Source organism: Streptomyces sp. NPDC005898 (genome assembly GCF_040629635.1).
Taxonomy (GTDB): domain Bacteria; phylum Actinomycetota; class Actinomycetes; order Streptomycetales; family Streptomycetaceae; genus Streptomyces.
In genome coordinates this window covers 49,886-66,772 of record NZ_JBEXWC010000020.1, presented here as the reverse complement: position 1 = coordinate 66,772, position 16,887 = coordinate 49,886, and the positions used below count along the sequence as shown (strand labels likewise).

At 72.5% G+C, this 16,887-nt stretch carries 19 protein-coding genes; 5 read left to right on the top strand and 14 right to left on the bottom strand.

Features of this window, described 5'->3' with window-relative positions; all coding sequences use genetic code 11:
- Window positions 1-72: 72 nt before the first annotated feature.
- Together ABZ385_RS24450 and ABZ385_RS24445 are read left to right on the top strand one after the other, a co-directional pair.
- Window positions 73-984, top strand: coding sequence for an NAD(P)-binding domain-containing protein (locus ABZ385_RS24450; protein WP_358913159.1), 912 nt, complete (start codon window positions 73-75; stop codon window positions 982-984).
- Between the two features lie 89 nt (window positions 985-1,073).
- A complete protein-coding gene (locus ABZ385_RS24445; RefSeq protein WP_358913158.1) occupies window positions 1,074-2,558 on the top strand; it encodes a penicillin-binding protein 2 in 1,485 nt (494 codons plus the stop codon).
- Between the two features lie 23 nt (window positions 2,559-2,581).
- On the opposite strand, the gene ABZ385_RS24440 is transcribed toward ABZ385_RS24445, so the two are convergent.
- On the bottom strand, window positions 2,582-4,630 hold the full coding sequence (locus ABZ385_RS24440; protein WP_358913156.1) for an AAA family ATPase: 2,049 nt from the start codon (window positions 4,628-4,630) through the stop codon (window positions 2,582-2,584).
- Window positions 4,631-4,712: 82 nt separating this feature from the next.
- On the opposite strand from ABZ385_RS24440, the gene ABZ385_RS24435 reads away from it, so the two are divergent.
- Window positions 4,713-5,366, top strand: coding sequence for a TetR/AcrR family transcriptional regulator (locus tag ABZ385_RS24435; protein ID WP_358701609.1), 654 nt, complete (start codon window positions 4,713-4,715; stop codon window positions 5,364-5,366).
- A gap of 22 nt (window positions 5,367-5,388) precedes the next feature.
- Here the strand turns inward: ABZ385_RS24435 and ABZ385_RS24430 are convergent, their stop codons facing one another.
- From ABZ385_RS24430 to ABZ385_RS24405, 6 genes are all read right to left on the bottom strand, one after another.
- Entirely contained in the window at window positions 5,389-6,555 is a 1,167-nt protein-coding gene (locus ABZ385_RS24430; protein WP_358913154.1) for a phosphotransferase, read from the bottom strand.
- A 97-nt stretch (window positions 6,556-6,652) separates the two neighbouring features.
- Window positions 6,653-7,366: an HAD family hydrolase gene (locus ABZ385_RS24425; RefSeq protein WP_358913198.1), complete on the bottom strand. Its 714-nt coding sequence runs from the start codon at window positions 7,364-7,366 to the stop codon at window positions 6,653-6,655.
- A gap of 42 nt (window positions 7,367-7,408) precedes the next feature.
- The gene (locus ABZ385_RS24420; RefSeq protein ID WP_358584835.1) at window positions 7,409-8,290 is read right to left on the bottom strand and encodes a winged helix-turn-helix domain-containing protein; all 882 of its coding nucleotides are present in this window, start codon (window positions 8,288-8,290) and stop codon (window positions 7,409-7,411) included.
- A gap of 97 nt (window positions 8,291-8,387) precedes the next feature.
- The gene (locus ABZ385_RS24415; protein WP_358913153.1) at window positions 8,388-9,293 is read right to left on the bottom strand and encodes a GntR family transcriptional regulator; all 906 of its coding nucleotides are present in this window, start codon (window positions 9,291-9,293) and stop codon (window positions 8,388-8,390) included.
- Window positions 9,294-9,554: 261 nt separating this feature from the next.
- Complete coding sequence (locus tag ABZ385_RS24410; protein WP_358913151.1) at window positions 9,555-10,898, bottom strand: GNAT family N-acetyltransferase; 1,344 nt, start codon at window positions 10,896-10,898, stop codon at window positions 9,555-9,557.
- A gap of 74 nt (window positions 10,899-10,972) precedes the next feature.
- Window positions 10,973-11,575: an ABC transporter substrate-binding protein gene (locus ABZ385_RS24405; protein WP_358584832.1), complete on the bottom strand. Its 603-nt coding sequence runs from the start codon at window positions 11,573-11,575 to the stop codon at window positions 10,973-10,975.
- Between the two features lie 171 nt (window positions 11,576-11,746).
- Between ABZ385_RS24405 and dtd the strand changes: the two genes are divergently transcribed.
- Entirely contained in the window at window positions 11,747-12,184 is a 438-nt protein-coding gene (gene dtd / locus ABZ385_RS24400; protein ID WP_358584830.1) for a D-aminoacyl-tRNA deacylase, read from the top strand.
- Window positions 12,185-12,238: 54 nt separating this feature from the next.
- Here the strand turns inward: dtd and ABZ385_RS24395 are convergent, their stop codons facing one another.
- The 3 genes from ABZ385_RS24395 to ABZ385_RS24385 are packed head-to-tail and all read right to left on the bottom strand — an operon-like array spanning window position 12,239 to window position 14,275.
- A complete protein-coding gene (locus ABZ385_RS24395) occupies window positions 12,239-13,204 on the bottom strand; it encodes a folate-binding protein (protein WP_358584828.1) in 966 nt (321 codons plus the stop codon).
- Between the two features lie 56 nt (window positions 13,205-13,260).
- Window positions 13,261-13,686, bottom strand: a complete 426-nt coding sequence (locus ABZ385_RS24390; RefSeq protein ID WP_358584826.1) for a transcriptional repressor — start codon at window positions 13,684-13,686, stop codon at window positions 13,261-13,263.
- A gap of 16 nt (window positions 13,687-13,702) precedes the next feature.
- Complete coding sequence (locus ABZ385_RS24385) at window positions 13,703-14,275, bottom strand: FABP family protein (protein WP_358913149.1); 573 nt, start codon at window positions 14,273-14,275, stop codon at window positions 13,703-13,705.
- A 244-nt stretch (window positions 14,276-14,519) separates the two neighbouring features.
- Here ABZ385_RS24385 and ABZ385_RS24380 point away from each other — a divergent pair, with 244 nt between their 5' ends.
- Window positions 14,520-14,882 carry a DsrE family protein gene (locus tag ABZ385_RS24380; protein WP_358584823.1) on the top strand — a complete coding sequence of 121 codons (363 nt, stop codon included), beginning with the start codon at window positions 14,520-14,522 and terminating at the stop codon, window positions 14,880-14,882.
- Between the two features lie 37 nt (window positions 14,883-14,919).
- Here the strand turns inward: ABZ385_RS24380 and ABZ385_RS24375 are convergent, their stop codons facing one another.
- From ABZ385_RS24375 to ABZ385_RS24360, 4 genes are all read right to left on the bottom strand, one after another.
- Window positions 14,920-15,180, bottom strand: a complete 261-nt coding sequence (locus tag ABZ385_RS24375; RefSeq protein ID WP_205036447.1) for a DUF3099 domain-containing protein — start codon at window positions 15,178-15,180, stop codon at window positions 14,920-14,922.
- 102 nt (window positions 15,181-15,282) lie between these two features.
- Window positions 15,283-15,570, bottom strand: coding sequence for a DUF1416 domain-containing protein (locus tag ABZ385_RS24370; protein ID WP_358913147.1), 288 nt, complete (start codon window positions 15,568-15,570; stop codon window positions 15,283-15,285).
- Between the two features lie 65 nt (window positions 15,571-15,635).
- Window positions 15,636-16,481 carry a sulfurtransferase gene (locus ABZ385_RS24365; protein ID WP_358584820.1) on the bottom strand — a complete coding sequence of 282 codons (846 nt, stop codon included), beginning with the start codon at window positions 16,479-16,481 and terminating at the stop codon, window positions 15,636-15,638.
- Between the two features lie 155 nt (window positions 16,482-16,636).
- Complete coding sequence (locus ABZ385_RS24360) at window positions 16,637-16,717, bottom strand: Ms5788A family Cys-rich leader peptide (RefSeq protein ID WP_351229977.1); 81 nt, start codon at window positions 16,715-16,717, stop codon at window positions 16,637-16,639.
- Window positions 16,718-16,887: the final 170 nt, after the last annotated feature.

The following is a 16,887-nucleotide window of genomic DNA, read 5'->3' as shown; positions in this document are numbered from 1 at the left end:
CGGCAGGAATTTGGTGATCACCGTCACCGCTGTCACTGTCCCGCGCCCGCCGCCCCTGCGAGCGTGATCCCCATGAACGCACAGCACACCGCGGCAGCGCCCGCCGAAACCCCCGTCACCGTCCTCGGCCTCGGCCTGATGGGCTCCGCCCTCGCCGGCGCCCTCCTGGACCAGGGCCACCCCACCACCGTCTGGAACCGCACCCCGCACAAGGCGAAGCCGCTGGCCGACCGCGGCGCGCACCCGGCGGCGACCCCCGGGGACGCCGTCGCCGCGAGCGGCCTCGTCCTGGCCTGCGTACTCGACCACGACGCGCTGCGCACCGTCCTCGACCCGGTCGCCGAGGCGGGCGGGCTCGCCGGGAAGGCCCTGGTCAACCTCACCTCGGGGGAGCCGGAGCAGGCCGTGGAGATGGCGGCGTGGGCCGCTTCGCACGGCGCGGGGTACCTCGACGGCGGCATCATGACGACCCCGCCCGGCGTCGGGAACCCCGAGATGATGTTCCTCTACAGCGGCGACGCGGAGGTCTTCGCGACCCACCGGCCCACTCTGGCCGCCCTCGGCGACCCCCTCCACCTCGGCACGGAGCCCGGCCTCGCCTCGCTGTACGACGCGGCGCTGCTCGGCCTGATGTGGGCGACGTTCACCGGCTGGCTGCACGGCACCGCCCTGGTCACCTCGGAGGGCACGACGGCCACGGACTTCACCCGGGTCGCGCTGCGCTGGCTGACCGGCGCCGTCTCCGGTTTCGTCACCACGTACGCGCCCCAGGTGGACGCCGGCCGCTACCCGGGGGACGACGCCACGGTCGACGTCCAGATCGCCGCCATCGGCCACCTCGTGCACGCCGCCCACGCGCGCGGCCTCGACACCTCTCTGCCCGAACTGCTCAAGGCGACCATGGAGCGCGCCTCCGCCCGGGGCCACGGCTCCGACAGCTACGCGAGCGTCATCGAGGTGCTGCGCGGCGCCGCACACCGGTAGATACCGCGGTTCACCTCCCACGCCCGGGCGGAAGCGGACAGGATGGACACGGAAACGTTCATCCGTAGGCACCGGGGGGAGCCACCACCATGAACCGTCCGCTGCGGCACATAGCCGTCTTCTGCGGGATCCTCACGCTCGCCCTGCTGCTCCGCGCGACCTGGGTGCAGTACGCGCGCAACGACGAGCTGTCCCACCACGCGAAGAACCGCCGCGTGCAGATCGAGGCCTTCTCGCACCCCCGCGGCGACATCATCGTCGGCGGGAAGTCCATCACCGGCTCGAAGAAGACGTCCGGCACCGACTTCGCGTACAAGCGGACCTTCAAGCAGGGCCCGATGTACGCGCCGGTGACCGGCTACTTCTCGCAGGCCCAGGGCGGCACCTTCCTGGAGGGCGTCCACAACGGCATCCTCAGCGGCGACGACGACCGGCTCTTCATCAAGCGCACCCTGGACATGCTGACCGGCAAGAAGCAGCAGGGCGGCGACGTCGTCACCACCATCGACCCCAAGGCGCAGAAGGCCGCCTACGAAGGCCTGGTGGCGCTGGACGCCAAGGGCGCCGTCGTCGCGCTCGACCCGCGCACCGGCAAGGTGCTCGCCCTGGCCAGCACCCCCTCGTACGACCCCTCGGTGTTCGCCGGCATCTCGCGGGAGGAGGGCCGCGCCTTCACGCGGCTCGCGCGGCGCGCGGACAAGCCGCTGAGCAACCGCGCGCTGCGCGAGACCTTCCCGCCGGGCTCCACCTTCAAGATCCTTACAGCGGCCGCCGCCCTGGAGCACGGCGTGGTGAGGGACATCGACAAGCCGACCGGCGCCAGAACCCCGTACAAGCTGCCCCTCAGCTCCACCCGTATCGGCAACGACGTGCCCGACTCCCATTGCGACAAGGTGTCGTTGAAGACGGGCATGCAGTGGTCCTGCAACAACGTCTTCCTCGACGTCGCGCTGAAGGTCGGCAAGGACAGGATGCGGGAGACCGCCGAGCGGTTCGGCTTCAACGAGGAGCAGTTCATCCCCGTGCGCGCGGTCGCCAGCGGCTACCCGGAGCGGCTCGACAAGCCGCAGACCGCGCTGACCGGCATGGGGCAGGGCAGCCTGACCAGCACCCCGCTCCAGATGGCGATGGTCACCGCGGGCCTCGCCAACGACGGCAAGGTCATGAAGCCCTACCTGGTCGAGGAGTTGCGCGGCCCCGACCTGACGACGGTCGAGAAGGCCGAGCCGCATGAACTGGGCCAGGCCGTCTCCGAGGACACCGCGAAGAAGGTCCAGGAGATGATGGAGAACACCGTCGAGAACGGCACGGCGAACAAGGCGCGGATCGACGGCGTCACGGTCGGCGGCAAGACCGGCACGGCCCAGCACGGCGCGGACGTCAACGACGAGCGGCCCTACGCCTGGTTCGTCTCCTACGCGAAGACGCCCGGGGACGACGACGGCGAGTCACCGGTCGCCGTCGCGGTCTTCGTCGACCCCTCCCACATGAACATCCCCCGCTCGGAGATCGCGGGCGGCAAGCTGGGCGCGCCGATCGCGAAGGCGGTCATGGAGGCGGTCCTGGAACGCTGATCCCCCGGGCCCCGGCTCGTCCGCTACGCCGGCACGTCCCACGGCAGCGGCCGGCTGTGCACGACGTCCAGCCGTGACACGGCCCGGGTCAGCACGACGTACAGCCGGTGCGCGCCCCGCCGCTCGGCCTCGGCGATGGCGGCCGGTTCGACGGCGACGACATGGTCGTACTCCAGGCCCTTGGCGAGCGAGGCGGGCAGCACGGTGACGCGCGCCCCCGGCTCGTCCGCGTCCGCCGTGCCGATGCCGGCGCCCTCCAGGGCGGCGCGCAGCGCCTCGGTGTGCGCGTCGGCGGCGATGACGCCGACCGAGCCCTCCCGCCCGAGCGCGTCCCGCACGGCCCGCACCGCGGCGGCCCGCACGTCATGCGCCGCAAGAACGCGCAGCTCGCCGTCGGCCCGCATCGACCGGGCGGGCGGCACGTCCACGTCGAGGCGGGACAGGAGCCGGTTGGCGAGCCCGATGATCGCCCGGGGCACGCGGAACCCGGTGGTCAGCCGCGTCACGACGGCGTCCGGCCTGCCGAGGTTCCCGAGGAGTTCGGCCCAGTCGCGGGCCGCCCAGGGCGTGGTGGCCTGGGCGAGATCGCCGAGCACGGTCAGCGAGCCGAAGTCCGCGCGGCGCGCGATGGCCCGGCACTCCATGGGCGACAGGTCCTGCGCCTCGTCCACGACGATGTGCCCGTACCCCTCGGGCCGCTCCAGGAGCCCCTGGATCTCGTCCATCAGCACCAGATCGGCGGCGCTCCACCGCGCGGACCTGTACGAGCGCGGGGGCCGGGCCCACCGGATCGCGCGCCGCTCCTCGTCCCCGAGGACGCCGTCCGACGCGGCGGCGAGCGCGTCCGGGTCGCCCAGGAGCCCCGCGAGCACCTCGTCGGCCCCGGCCTTCGGCCACACCTGGTCCACGAAGGCGCTCAGCGCCGGCGACCGGCCGATCTTGCGCACCCACGCGGCCTGGCGCGGCCCGGCCCGCCGCTCGGCCCGCTCCTGGACGGCCCGCACGGCCCGCTCGCGCACCCGCTCCCGCCCCACCGCGTACGACGGCTCCTCGGCCCGCACCCCCGCCACGATGTGCTCCAGCTCGTCCAGCGGCACCCGCCAGCGGTAGGACCCGTCCGCCACCGCGAGGGACTCGGCGGGCGCCCGGACCCGCGCGTACAGCGCGCGGCGCAGCACCTCGGCCATGCGGGCGTCGTGCTTGACGACGGCGGCGGCCTCGTCGTCCCGGGCGCGCACCGGGTGCCGCCCGATCTCGTCCAGGACGGTGGACTGGCGTACGCCCGTCTCGCCGAGGGAGGGCAGCACCTCGGCGATGTACCGCAGGAAGGTCCGGTTGGGCCCGAGGATGAGCAGCCCGGCGCGCCGCAGCCGCTCGGGGTGGGTGTAGAGGAGGTAGGCGGCGCGGTGCAGGCCGACGGCGGTCTTGCCGGTGCCGGGCGCGCCCTGCACGCACAGGGAGGCGGCCAGGTCGCCGCGTACGAGGTCGTCCTGCTCGGGCTGGATGGTGGCGGCGATGTCCCGCATGGGGCCGACGCGGGGCCGCTCGATCTCCCCGGCGACGATGCGGCTGCCGCTCTGCGGGGCCTCGGCCGCCGTCAGGTGCTCGTCCTCCATGCCGGTCAGGTCGGCGGAGTCGCCCTTGCTGCCGGGGGCCCAGCCGAACCGGCGGCGGACGGCGACGCCCCGCGGGTCGCGGGCGCCGGCCTGGTAGAAGGCGCGGGAGACGGGCGCGCGCCAGTCCACGACGAGGGGCGGCGCGCTGGGGTGCTCGGTGACGCGCAGCCGCCCGATGTAGTAGCGCTGGCCCCGGTGGTCGCCGGCCGCCCCGGCGTGGGGGCCGGTGGCGGCGAAGTCGAGGCGGCCGAAGAAGAGGGGTGCCTCGGGCAGCTCGCGCAGGGCCTTGGCGCGGCTGCGGAAGCGGTAGCCGAGGACTTCGGCGTCGGCGCCGGACGCGGACACGTCGACGCCGGTGACCACGTGGTCCTCGGCGCCTTCGACCATGTCGGTCAGGGCGGCACGGCAGGCGTCGTGGTAGCGGCGTTCGAGGGCGAGGGGTTCTGCCGTATCCATGCGCCCACGATAATGTAACCGAGTTAAATTCGATACCGAGTAACGTTCTTAACCAGGTAACGCAGCCCCCTAAACTCGCCCCATGAGCGAAGACGAGACGGCCCCCGAACCGGGCGACGGCCTGCGCACCCGCAAGAAGCGGCAGCGCCACCGGACCATCTCCGACACGGCGATCGCGCTCTTCCTGGAGAAGGGCTTCGAGAAGGTGTCGGTCGCGGAGGTGGCGGCGGCCGCGGAGGTCTCCAAGCCGACCCTCTTCCGGTACTTCGCGTCCAAGGAGGACCTGGTCCTGCACCGCTTCGCCGACCACGAGGACGAGGCGGCCCGCGTGGTCGCCGCCCGTCCGGCCGGGCGGGCCGCGCTGGAAGCGCTGCACCGGAACTTCCGCGCCGGCCTGGACCGCCGCGACCCCGTCACCGGCCTCTGCGACGTCCCCGCGGTCCTCGCCTTCCACCGGCTCCTCTACTCGACCCCGTCCCTGGTGGCCCGCCTCCACGGCTACCAGGCCCGCTCCGAGGCGGCGCTCGCCGGGGCGCTGGCCACCGCGCACGGCGGCACCCCGCTGGAGTCCCGCCTGGCCGCCGCGCAGACCGTGGCCGTGCAGCGCGTCCTGGCGGAGGAGAACTGGCGCCGGATCACCAAGGGCGAGACGGCGGACGCCGTCCGGCCGGACGCGCTGACCGCGGCCGACGAGGCGTTCACCCACCTGCGGGCGGGCCTGCCCCGGTACGCCTGACCGCCGCCCTGCGAGGCCCCGTTCAGACGCCTTCCCCGGCGCCCCGCTCCCCTTCGGCGACGACCCGGCCGTGCGGGCCCTCGTACCACTCCCGCAGGGCTCCTTCCACCCGTCGCTCGTCCGGTACGTCGGCCAGGCGCAGGGGTTCGGCGGCGCGTCGCAGCGCGCGGCAGACCCGCGCGGCGGCGCGGGCGTGGTCCGTGTCGTCCGGCCCGGTCGGCGGGGCGGTCAGGCCGAGTGCGGCGCGCATGATGTCCGGGAAGACGGACTGGGCGTACTCGAAGTCCAGGTAGACGGGCAGGTCGGCGGTCAGGCCTGCGGTCATGTCCCGGTGCCCCGCGCGCTCCATCTCCTCGGCCCACAACTCCGTCATCCGGGTCTGCTCGTCCTTCTCGTACTCCATGCGTACGAGATGGGTGGCGAGGTCGTGCAGCGGGTCTCCGTACATCGCGAGCTCCCAGTCGATGACCGCCATCCGACGGCGGCCGACCACCACGTTGGCGCGGTGCACGTCGGTGTGGAGCAGGCAGAAGGGGCGCGGGGTCAGGGGCGGGCGGCGCGGGTCGTCGCGGAAGGCGCCCAGGACGTCCGGGCGCAGCCCCACGGCGGTGAACAGCTGCTCGAAGCGCGGGCGGTGGGGGCGGTGGACGCGCTCCTCGGTGAAGGCGATCAGCCAATCGAGGAAGTCCTGGCTCCGCCCCGGGGCGGGCCAGCCGGCCGGCCGGGGCGGCAGCTCCCGTTCGGGCACGGCCGCGGCCCTGGCGAAGAACTGGGCGAAGGACCGCATCATCGCCTCCCCGACGGGCCCCTCGGGCTGGATGTCGGACAGGGCGCGCCCGGCCCGGTAGGAGTGCAGCGACCAGTCCCCGAAGTCGCGCAGGCAGCGCGGGACTTCCCTCAGGTGCCGGCTCACCACCGTGAGCAGCTCTGCCTCGCTGGGCCAGATGCGGGGCACCACCTCGACGGTCTCGCGCGGCATCCGGCACTTGACCCGGGCCCGGAAGGGCATGGTGCGCAGCAGCAGGGCGAGGGACCAGCCCAGCGGCACCACGTGGTTGACGTTGTGGTGACCGGCCACGACCTCGCGGTCCGGGTGGTCCCTGTGCGCGTCGGCGAGACGTCGGATCCACGTCTCGCGGCGCCCGCGTTTCGGCGCCTCGTGGGGGGAGCGAGGCGGAGGTGACGGCATGAGCGCAGAGAGTATCCGCAGACCGGAACCGTTCCCGCGACTTGCCACGATGTGGACACCGGCGCGCCGATTGTCACACTCCGCCCGCCGTCCGCGCCTACCGGCGCCCGCCCCGCAGACAGCGCAGGACCGGTTCCAGGGAGGACACCAGCGCGGCGCCGCCCGCGTCGCGCAGCAGCCGGGCCTTGCGCGGGTTGCGGGCGTAGCCGAGGAATCCGACGCCGGCCCGCCGGGCCGCCGCGAGGTCCGTGGGCGCGTCGCCGATCATCAGGGCGGACTTCGGGTCGGCGCCCAGCGCGCTCAGGGCGCGCCGCAGGCAGTGCGGGTCGGGCTTGAGCAGCCGCAGGTCCTGGGTGCGGCCGTGGATGTGCGGGGCGAAGCACTCCAGGAGGCCGCGGGAGGTGAGATAGGTGTGCACGGCGCGCGGGGAGTTGTTGGTCGTCACGGCGAGCCGGGCGCCGAGCGCCGTCCAGGTGCGGATCAGCGGGTCGACGTGCGGGGTGGGCCAGGCGGAGGCCACGGCTTTCAGCTCCTGCTGGGTGAGCAGCTCCTCCAGCTCCTCGACCAGGTCGCTGCGGGGCCGGCGGCGGTCGACGGCGCGCAGCACCACGTACGGGTCGGGCTGGCGCCGCTCGTCGTCGGTGAGCAGGCCGTGCAGGCCGAGACCCGCGAGACGCCGGACCAGGTCCTTCGCCACGTCCTCGGCGGAGTGCCCGGCGAAGAGGCGGCAGATGGGCCCGTCGAAGTCGAAGAGAACGAATCGAACAGGACCGATCAGTTCGTAGAGCCTTTCGGTCCCCTCGTCGAGCATCTCGGGCCATATCGCGTCGGATCGCGTCGAGTCAGAGGTCACCTAAGAGAGTGTCAGGTCAGTGGTGATGGTTGCCCAGAGTGCGTCGAACCACCTCTGCGACTCCTCCACGAACAGGGTGTCGCGCGCAGCAACGGGGTCCTTGCCGAAGGAGAAGAGGGGCGCCTTGATGCCCAGCACGTCGTAGAGGTCGACGTTCTCACCGCCGTCGCTGTCGCTGTCGCCCAGCTCCAGCTGCTGGGGGCCCAGGGTGTAGTACGCGAGCAGCGCCTCGCGCCCGTTGAGCAGGTACAGCTTGACCGGCGTGGTGAACGGCAGCGCGCGGAACTGCACCGACACGTCGATGCCGTGCGAGGCCCGCAGCGCCCGCAGGTTGTGCCGCAGCACCTGCCCCTGCGCGTTGCGCTGGGTCAGCCAGCGCCGGTGGAGCCGCTCGCGGTTCTCGGCGTCCCGGTCGATCGGCACCGGGAAGGCCAGCTGGATGTCGCTGCTCGGCAGCAGGATGCGCACCGTGACGGACTTCGGCGCGATGCGCCCCTCGTGGATCAGGCGCACCGGCTCCCCGAGGGCGACCATCAGCGTCTCCGCGGTGTAGGACACCACGTCGACGCGTACGTCCGGCTCCGCGAAGGCCGCCGCGAGGCGCGGGGCGAGCGCGACCATGGAGGGCTGGGGGCCCTGGGGCCCGAGGGCCGGGCCCGCGTCGGCGACCCGGGGCGGGCTGCCCTTGCTGACGTGGGACAGGAGGCCTTCGCTCTGGAGCTTCTTCATCGCCTGCCGCACGGCTCCGCGCTCCACACCGAACTCGCCCGCCAGCTCGGCCTGCGTCGGCAGCCTTTCGCCCGCCTTGAGCGTGCCCGTCCGGATGCGCTCGCGCAGGGTGTCGGCGATGTCCTGGGACGAGAGCTTTCTGTTGCCGTTCACTGCGACATTCTCCTGAGTCACGACCGGACGTCACGGACGATACAACTGCGCGCCATCTTGGCGGAGTTGGTGGCCAACCGCGCAAGATGGCCGCGCCTCAGCACGCCGCCAGCTCCAGGTCCCGGCTGATCGTGTCCCACAGGGCGTCGAACCACAGCTGGGCCTGGTCCACGAACGTGGTGTCCCGCAGCCCGTCGCCCCGCCGGAACGGGAAGAGCATCGACTGCGTGCCCTGCGCGTCGTACATCTCCAGGGACTCCTGGCCGATCTCCTCGTCCCGCTTGCTGAGCGTGTAGTACGCGAAGAGCACCTCCGCGCCGTTGAGCAGATACAGCTTCACGGGCGGCGTGAACGGCAGCGCGCGAAAGCGCACCGACACGTCGAGACCGTGCGAGGCGCGCAGCGCCAGGAGGTTGTGGCGCAGCACCTGCCCCTGGGCGTTGCGCTGGTCGAGCCAGCGGCGGTGGACCCGGCCGCCCTCGTCCCCGCCGTCGACCGGCGTGGGGAAGGCCAGGACGATGTCCCGGCTCGGCAGCAGCACCCGCACGTCGACCTTGGCCGGTTTGTGCCCCCCGGCGTGGATCCGCCGGAGCGGTTCGCCGATCGCCATGGTCAGCGAGACGGAGGTCAGGCAGAGCGCGTCGATCTTCACGCGCGGGGCCTCGAAGGCGGCCGCGACGCGCGGCGCGAGGCCGACCGTCGTGGGCTGGGGGCGCACCGACCCGACGCACGCGGGCGCGCGCTCCGTCGCTTCGGCGACCGTCGCGGGGCTGCCCTTGGACGCATCGGACAGGAGGTGCTCATGGTGCAGGATGCGCAGCGCCTCGCGCACGGCCCCGCGCTCCACGCCGAACTCGTCGGCCAACTCGGCCTGGGTCGGCATGCGCTGGCCCGGCCGCAGCGCACCGGACCTGATCCGGTCGCGCAGCGCGTCGGCCACCTCGCGGTGGGAACGCCGTCCCCGGCCGCCGTCGACGGGCGCGTGTTCCGTGCTCACCACCAAACCGTACAACTTCGGGCCATCTTTGGGGAGTTGACGGAAAGGTGGTTATGAGTCGACTCCTGGCGGAGATAAGTCAGATGGAGTTGGTGGCCAACTTCGGCGACATGGTCGGGCCGCGTCGAGGTTGGCCACCCGGCGAGTTCCGACTGACCGGGAACCCATCCGGAGGGGAGCCGGGAGACCGGTCGGCCGTCGGAAAAGCGAGCCCCGGCTCCCGGCTACGGGGGGCCGGGGCTCACCCTTCACGGACCGCCCCCGCCCTCAGAAGATGTCCTGGCACCACGGCCGCCGGGCCGCGCGGAACAGCGTGTCGGCCACCGCGGCCGCCCCGGCCCGCTCCTCGGCCACGAGCCCCAGCGCCACCAGCCGCGCCGCCGACTCGTCCCCCAGCCACAGCCGCCCCAACTCCGCGACGCCCAACGTCAGATCGGCCTCCTGGCCGGTCGGCGCGCACACCGCGACACCGTCGGCCGCCGCGTCCAGCCGATAGCGCCCGCCCGCGAGCCCCGCCGCGTCGGTGACCTCCAGGACGAGCGAGCCCGCCCCGCCGTACGTACGCGCCTCCAGGGCCCGTACGACGTCCAGGATCCGCACCCAGAGCCAGTCCGAGTGCCCGGTCACCCTGGCGGCACGGGGGTCGGGCAGCAGCTGCGGGAGCAGGTCGTCGGGGGCCCGCCAGCCGGACTTCACCGTCACGACCCGGTCGACCGAGCAGACGTAGTGCCACAGGGCCCGCTCGGCGGCGGGCGTGACGGCGGTCAGCGAGAGCACCGTCAGGACGTTGCGCGGCTGGAGGGTCTCGCTCCACTCCTCGTCGGTGGCGCGGTACGCGACCAGCCCGTCGACGCGGCCCGAGGGGTCGCGGTAGAGGGCGTAGAACGGCTCCTGCCAGGGCTGTTCGGGCATGGCCTGCTGCCCGGTGTTCCGCTGCCACCAGTGCTCGTCGCGGGTGATGGCGCCGTGCTGCGCCGCCCTGAACCGCTCGTGCAGATCGGGGCCGAACTTGCGCACCTCGTCGCCGTCGACGAGGTCGATGCGGGCCCCGGCCTCTTGCGGCCCCGACCGGCGCGGGTCGAGCCCCGAGCGCGTCACGTCGACCGTCCACTCGGCCATCGAGGTCGCGGGGCCGAAGCCGAACCGGCCGTAGATGCCGTACTCGGCGGCGATCAGCGTGGCGACCACGTCGCCGCGCGCCTTCGCCGCCGCGAGGTCGGCGGTCATCATGCGGGTGAGGATGCCGCGCCGCCGGTGGGTGGGCGCGACGGTCACCGCCGAGACGGCGTTGGCGGGGACGGCGGCGCCGCCCACCGCGGTCAGCTCCTGCCGCAGCGAGCGGTACGTGCCCACGCAGCGGCCCCGGTCGAAGGCGCCCCGCAACCGGTCCAGGTCACCGCGGGCGCGGGCGTACGCCACCATCTCGTCGGAGACGGTGGCCAGCGGCCGCAGGAACCCCGCGTTGGCCGCGCGCAGCCAGAGGGGCAGCTCCTCCTCGGTGACCGCCCTTACTTCGACGCCACCCTCGCCGCCACCCTGGCCGCCACTCTCGGCGTCACCCTCGCCGCCACCCGCCGCGTCGTCCGCACCATCGCCCTCAAGATCGCTCATCCGCCCACGCTAGGCGGCCCGGCACCGCCGGCGCACCGGGATTTCCACTGGGCGCCGCCCCACCCCCGCCCCCGTCACACCAGCAGGTCGTCCACCTGCGCCTCGCCCTCCCGGTAGCGCCGGGCGATCTCGGCGCTGCAGTCGTCCGCCGTGCGCTGGAGGGACTGCCGGCACCGCGAGACCTGCTGCTCGTACCCCACGAGGCGGCCCATGGCCGTGTGCAGCTCCTCGTCCGTGCGGGCGGCCAGGTCGGACAGCTCGACCTCGGCGAGCATCTCCGTGGCCAGCAGGCGGTACTCCTCGCTGTGCGGAGTGCCGAGCGTGACGTGCCGGGCGGAGGAGCGGTGCCGGGCCGGGGCGTCCGCGAGGATCTCCGAGAGCCGGTCGACGACCGCGCCCTTGGGCCGGGGCGCCGGCCGGTCCCTGCGGCGCGCGATCTCGGCCCGCAGGATGTCGATGCGCCCTTGCAGCAGCCGCCGCACATAGCTGAGGTCGGCCTCGTCCTGCTGCGCGGCCCGGCGCAGCTCGCGCAGCTCGGGCAGGCGCCGCGCCATCAGGTCGTGCTGGGGCACGGCGGGCAGCAGCGGGCTGCCCGTGCGCTGCGTGGGAGGCCGCGGAACCTGTGGACGCCGCAGCGAGACGCGGCCGGGCGAGTGCCCTGTGCTCGGTGTGTTCATGTCCTCTACCCGTCCCCTCGACCGGCCTACGCGGTACACCGCGTGTGAGCATGGTGCCACCCCAAGTGGCCGCTATGTGAATGAGTGCCCGGAATCAGCCCCAGATGGGGGGATCCGCAGCGCCGGACGGGCCGCCTCCGACCGCCCGGGCCGGCACGGCATGATGGCCGCATGCGAGCAGTGGTGCAGAGGGTCGACGGCGCGAGCGTGGTCGTCGACGGCGAGGACGGGCCCGAGACGGTGGGCGAGATCAGCGGCGAGGGCCTGTGCGTCCTGGTGGGCGTCACGCACGACGACACCGCGGAGAAGGCGGCGCAACTGGCCCGCAAGCTGTGGACGCTGCGCGTGCTGGCCGACGAGAAGTCGTGCAGCGACATCGACGCGCCGCTGCTCGTCGTCAGCCAGTTCACGCTCTACGGCGACGCCCGCAAGGGCCGCCGCCCCACCTGGAACGCGGCGGCCCCCGGCGACGTGGCCGAACCCCTGGTGGACGAGGTGGTGACCCGGCTGCGCGCCCTGGGCGCGACGGTGGCGACGGGCCGGTTCGGGGCGCAGATGCGGGTGACCCTGACGAACGACGGCCCGTTCACGGTGCTGCTGGAGATGTGACCGACGGGCCGAGACGGGTGGGTGGGAAACATCCGCCGCGCAGCGGCGGTTCAGTTAAGGCTGGACGACGACTTCCTGGGCCGCAGCAACGCCCCCGGCGAGAAGCTCCGCGTCCACCGGCACGTTCCGCTTGAGCAGCCCCAGCGCGATGGGCCCCAGCTCGTGATGGCGTACGGCGGTCGTGACGAACCCCAGCTTCCGCCCCTCCGCCCCCTCGGCGGCAAGCTGCAGCGGCGTACCGGCCACCGGCAGGTGCACCTCGCTCCCGTCCAGGTGGAGGAAGACGAGCCGCCGCGGCGGCTTGCCGAGGTTGTGGACGCGGGCGACGGTCTCCTGCCCCCGGTAGCAGCCCTTCTGGAGGTGCACGGCCGTGCCGATCCAGCCCAGCTCGTGCGGGATCGTGCGGTGGTCGGTCTCGAAGCCGAGACGGGGCCGGTGGGCCTCCACCCGCAGCGCCTCGTACGCGAGGAGCCCGGCCGCCGGGCCGTTGTCCGCCGCGTACGCCTCCAGGCCGGCGCGCGGCAGGAACAGATCGCGCCCGAACGCCGTCTCGCGTACGACTACACCCTCGGGGGCCGGGGCGATGGAACCGGCGGGCAGGTGCACGACGGCGAACTCGTCGGTGCGGTCGGCGACTTCGACGCGGTAGAAGAACTTCATGCTCTCCAGGTACGCGATGAGGGCGCCCTGGGTGCCGGGCTCGACATGCGCCCAGATGGTCTCGCCGTCGTCCACGAGATACAGGGCGTGCTCGATGTGGCCGTTGGCGGAGAGGATCAGCGCTTCGGTGGCCTGGCCGGCGGGCAGCTCGCTGACGTGCTGGGTGAGCAGCAGGTGCAGCCAGCTCAGCCGGTCGGAGCCGGTGACGGTGACCACCCCGCGGTGGGAGAGGTCGACGAAACCGGCGCCGTCGGCGAGGGAACGCTGCTCGCGGAACAGTTCGCCGTAGTGGGCGGCGACGCCTTCGTCCACGCCCTCGGCGGGGACGGCGCCGGGCAGGGACAACAGGGGGCTCTTCATGTTCACAAAGAGTACGACCAGCGGGCGCCGGCTTTTATTTCTGGCCGGGCTCCGCGCTACTCCTGGCGGCACTTCCCGCACTGCCCGAAGATCGCGAAGTGCTTCAGGTCGGTGTCGAAGCCGAAGGTGTCCCGCAGCTTGGCGGTGAACTCCGCGGCCACGGAGGTGTCGGCCTCGATGACGTCCGTGCAGTCCCGGCAGACCAGGTGCAGGTGGTGGTGGCGGTCCGCGAGGTGGTACGTCGGCGCGCCGTGCCCGAGGTGGGCGTGGCTGACCAGGCCCAGCTCCTCCAGGAGCTCCAGGGTGCGGTAGACCGTGGAGATGTTGACCCCCGACGCCGTCCTGCGCACTTCGCTCAGGATGTCGTCGGGGGTCGCGTGCTCCAGGGCGTCGACGGCTTCGAGGACAAGCTGGCGCTGCGGTGTCAGCCGGTAGCCGCGCTGCCGCAGGTCGCTCTTCCAGTCGGAGTCGGTGCTCGCCACGCCGCCAAGTCTAGGTCTACTTGAAGAAAGCGATGCCGTCGTCGGGGAGATCGCCGAGATTGCGCGCCATGTCGGCGACCTCCTCGGGCGTGACGACCTTCTTGAGCTGCGCCGACATGTAGGGGCGCAGCGGCACCTCGGGGGTCTGCTTCTCGCCGACCCACATCAGGTCGCCCTTCACATAGCCGTAGAGCCGCTTGCCGCCGGTGTAGGGGCCCGCGGCCGGGGTGCGCGCGACGGCGTCCGTGACCAGGTCGATCTGCGGCTTCTTGTCGGCCAGCTCGCCGTACCAGACCTCGACGACACCGTCGTCGCGGACCATGACGACCTCGACCTTCCGGTCCTTGTCGACACGCCAGAAGCCGGACTCGGTCTCCAGCGGCTTCACCTTGTTGCCCTCGGCGTCGAGCACCCAGGTGTACGAGCGGTACTCGATGAAGTCCCGCCCGTCGTGCGTGAAGGAGACCTCCTGGCCGAAGTTCGCCTTCTCGGCGCCGGGGAAGTCGGTGACGCCCGCGCCCGCCCAGTTGCCGAGGAGGAAGGCGAGGGGGACGAGGGAGGGGTTCAGGTCGGACGGAATCTCGATCATGGGAAGCTCAGGCGATCTGTGTGGTCGGGCGACGGGTGGGGGTCAGCGCTGGCCCTGGTACAGCTTCTTCACGGTGAGCCCGGCGAAGGCGAGAACGCCGACGCAGACAAGAACCAGCAGGGCGGAGAAGAAGGCCTCAAGCACGGGGTGCTCCTCGGTGAGCTGTTGGGGCAGGTATCAGAGCCGGTCCCACTGTAGTCGGGCGAAGCCCGTCCCTCTCTGTGAGGGGCCTTACGATGCGGCCATGGCGAAGAAGCTCGTGATCAAGGTGACCGCCGGGGCCGACGCCCCCGAGCGCTGCTCCCAGGCCTTCACGGTGGCGGCCGTGGCCGTGGCCAGCGGGGTGGAGGTGTCGCTGTGGCTGACCGGTGAGTCCTCGTGGTTCGCGCTGCCGGGCCGCGCGGCGGAGTTCGATCTTCCGCATGCCGCGCCGCTGCCGGATCTGATCGGCTCGATCATGGCGGCGGGCCGGATCACGCTCTGCACGCAGTGCGCGGCGCGCCGTGAGATCTCCGAGCAGGACGTCATCCCCGGCGTGCGGATCGCGGGCGCGCAGGTCTTCGTCCAGGAGGCGACGACGGACGGCGTCCAGGCGCTCGTCTACTGACGGGGGCGCCGGCCGTTACTGACGGGGGCGCCGACCGTTACTGACGGGGGCGCCGGCCGTCCAGCTCGTCCCACCACTCGTCGGACTTCGGGTCGCCCGACGGGTCGTCCCACCAGCGGTCGTCGGGTCCCCGCCGGTTGGCGACCATGGCGGCGAGCGGCGGTATCACCATCGCCACGACGCACATGCCGACCGCGACGGGGATCGACCAGAGCCGCACGACGCCCCAGGCCAGGACGAACAGGGCGATGCACGTGCCCATCATGACGAAGTAGCTGCGGCGCCGTCGCGCGTACATGTCTCCAGACTAGGCCCGGACACGCCGAAGGGCCGCACCCCGTTCCAGTGGCGTCCAACCCCCTGGGGTGCGGCCCCTCGGCCGTTCTCGGCGCGAGGCGGATCAGACCGCGATCGCGACCTCCGCGAGGCCGCCCTGCTGCGCGACGACCGTGCGGTCGGCCGTGCCGCCGGGGATCAGCGCCCGGACGGTCCAGGTGCCCTCGGCGGCGTAGAAACGGAACTGGCCGGTCGCCGAGGTGGGGACCTCGGCGGTGAACTCGCCGGTCGAGTCGAGCAGGCGCACGTACCCGGTGACGGGCTCGCCGTCGCGGGTCACCTGGCCCTGGATGGTGGTCTCACCGGGCTTGATCGTCGAAGCGTCGGGGCCGCCGACCTTTGCTCCACACATGTCGTACTCCTGAGGGTCCTGAGATGAGAGGGAGGGGAGGAGGGGGAGGGGGGAGGTCGGGAGCGCTACTTGTTGGCGCCGAGCTCGATCGGCACGCCGACGAGCGAGCCGTACTCGGTCCAGGAGCCGTCGTAGTTCTTGACGTTGGTCTGGCCGAGCAGCTCGTGCAGGACGAACCAGGTCAGGGCCGAGCGCTCACCGATGCGGCAGTACGCGATGGTGTCCTTGGCGAGGTCGACCTGCTCGGCCTCGTAGAGCGCCTTCAGCTCCTCGTCGGACTTGAAGGTGCCGTCGTCGTTGGCGTTCTTCGACCACGGGATGTTGCGGGCGCTCGGCACGTGGCCGGGGCGCTGCGACTGCTCCTGCGGGAGGTGGGCCGGGGCGAGCAGCTTGCCGCTGAACTCGTCGGGCGAGCGCACGTCGACCAGGTTCTTGGCGCCGATGGCCGCCACGACGTCGTCGCGGAAGGCGCGGATCGAGGTGTCCTGCGGCTTGGCCTTGTACTGGGTGGCCGGACGGTTCGGGACCTCGGAGCCGTCGACCAGGTCGCGGGAGTCCAGCTCCCACTTCTTGCGGCCGCCGTCGAGGAGCTTCACGTCCTGGTGGCCGTAGAGCTTGAAGTACCAGAAGGCGTACGACGCGAACCAGTTGTTGTTGCCGCCGTAGAGGACGACGGTGGAGTCGTTCGCGATGCCCTTCGCCGACAGGAGCTTCTCGAAGCCCTCCTGGTCGACGAAGTCGCGGCGGACCGGGTCCTGGAGGTCCTTGGTCCAGTCGATGCGGACCGCGTTCTTGATGTGGTTCTTGTCGTAGGCGGAGGTGTCCTCGTCGACCTCGACGATGACGACCTTCGGGTCGTCGATGTGGGCCTCGACCCAGTCGGCGTCTACCAGGACGTCGCTGCGGCTCATGCTTCTCTCCTCCGGGGCAGTTACGGCGGTACGGTTGTGCGAGGGGACGTGCGGGTACGCCTGCAAAACGCGGGGAGGCGCGGCGTACGTGCACGGGGGGCGGCCCTGACCGAAGTCGTCGTCGGGCCGGGGGAATACGGGAGTGACGGCTCCCGCTAGACGGGGCGACAGAGCATGGCGGCGACGCGGCACAGGTCTACTGCCCGCCGCTTCGTGAGGTCCGCCTGTCGCTTCATGGTGCCGATCGTAGGGATGCCGGGGCGGCTGTGTCACCGGCGCTCCGCATAGTGAGACACGATCGTCCACCATCTGAGAATGGTTGAAGCCCGCGACCGCCCCGGTGGGGTCGCGGGCTCCCTGTAGCTCGCGTCACATCCGCCCGCCGGACGGCCCCGTCTCGCACTGC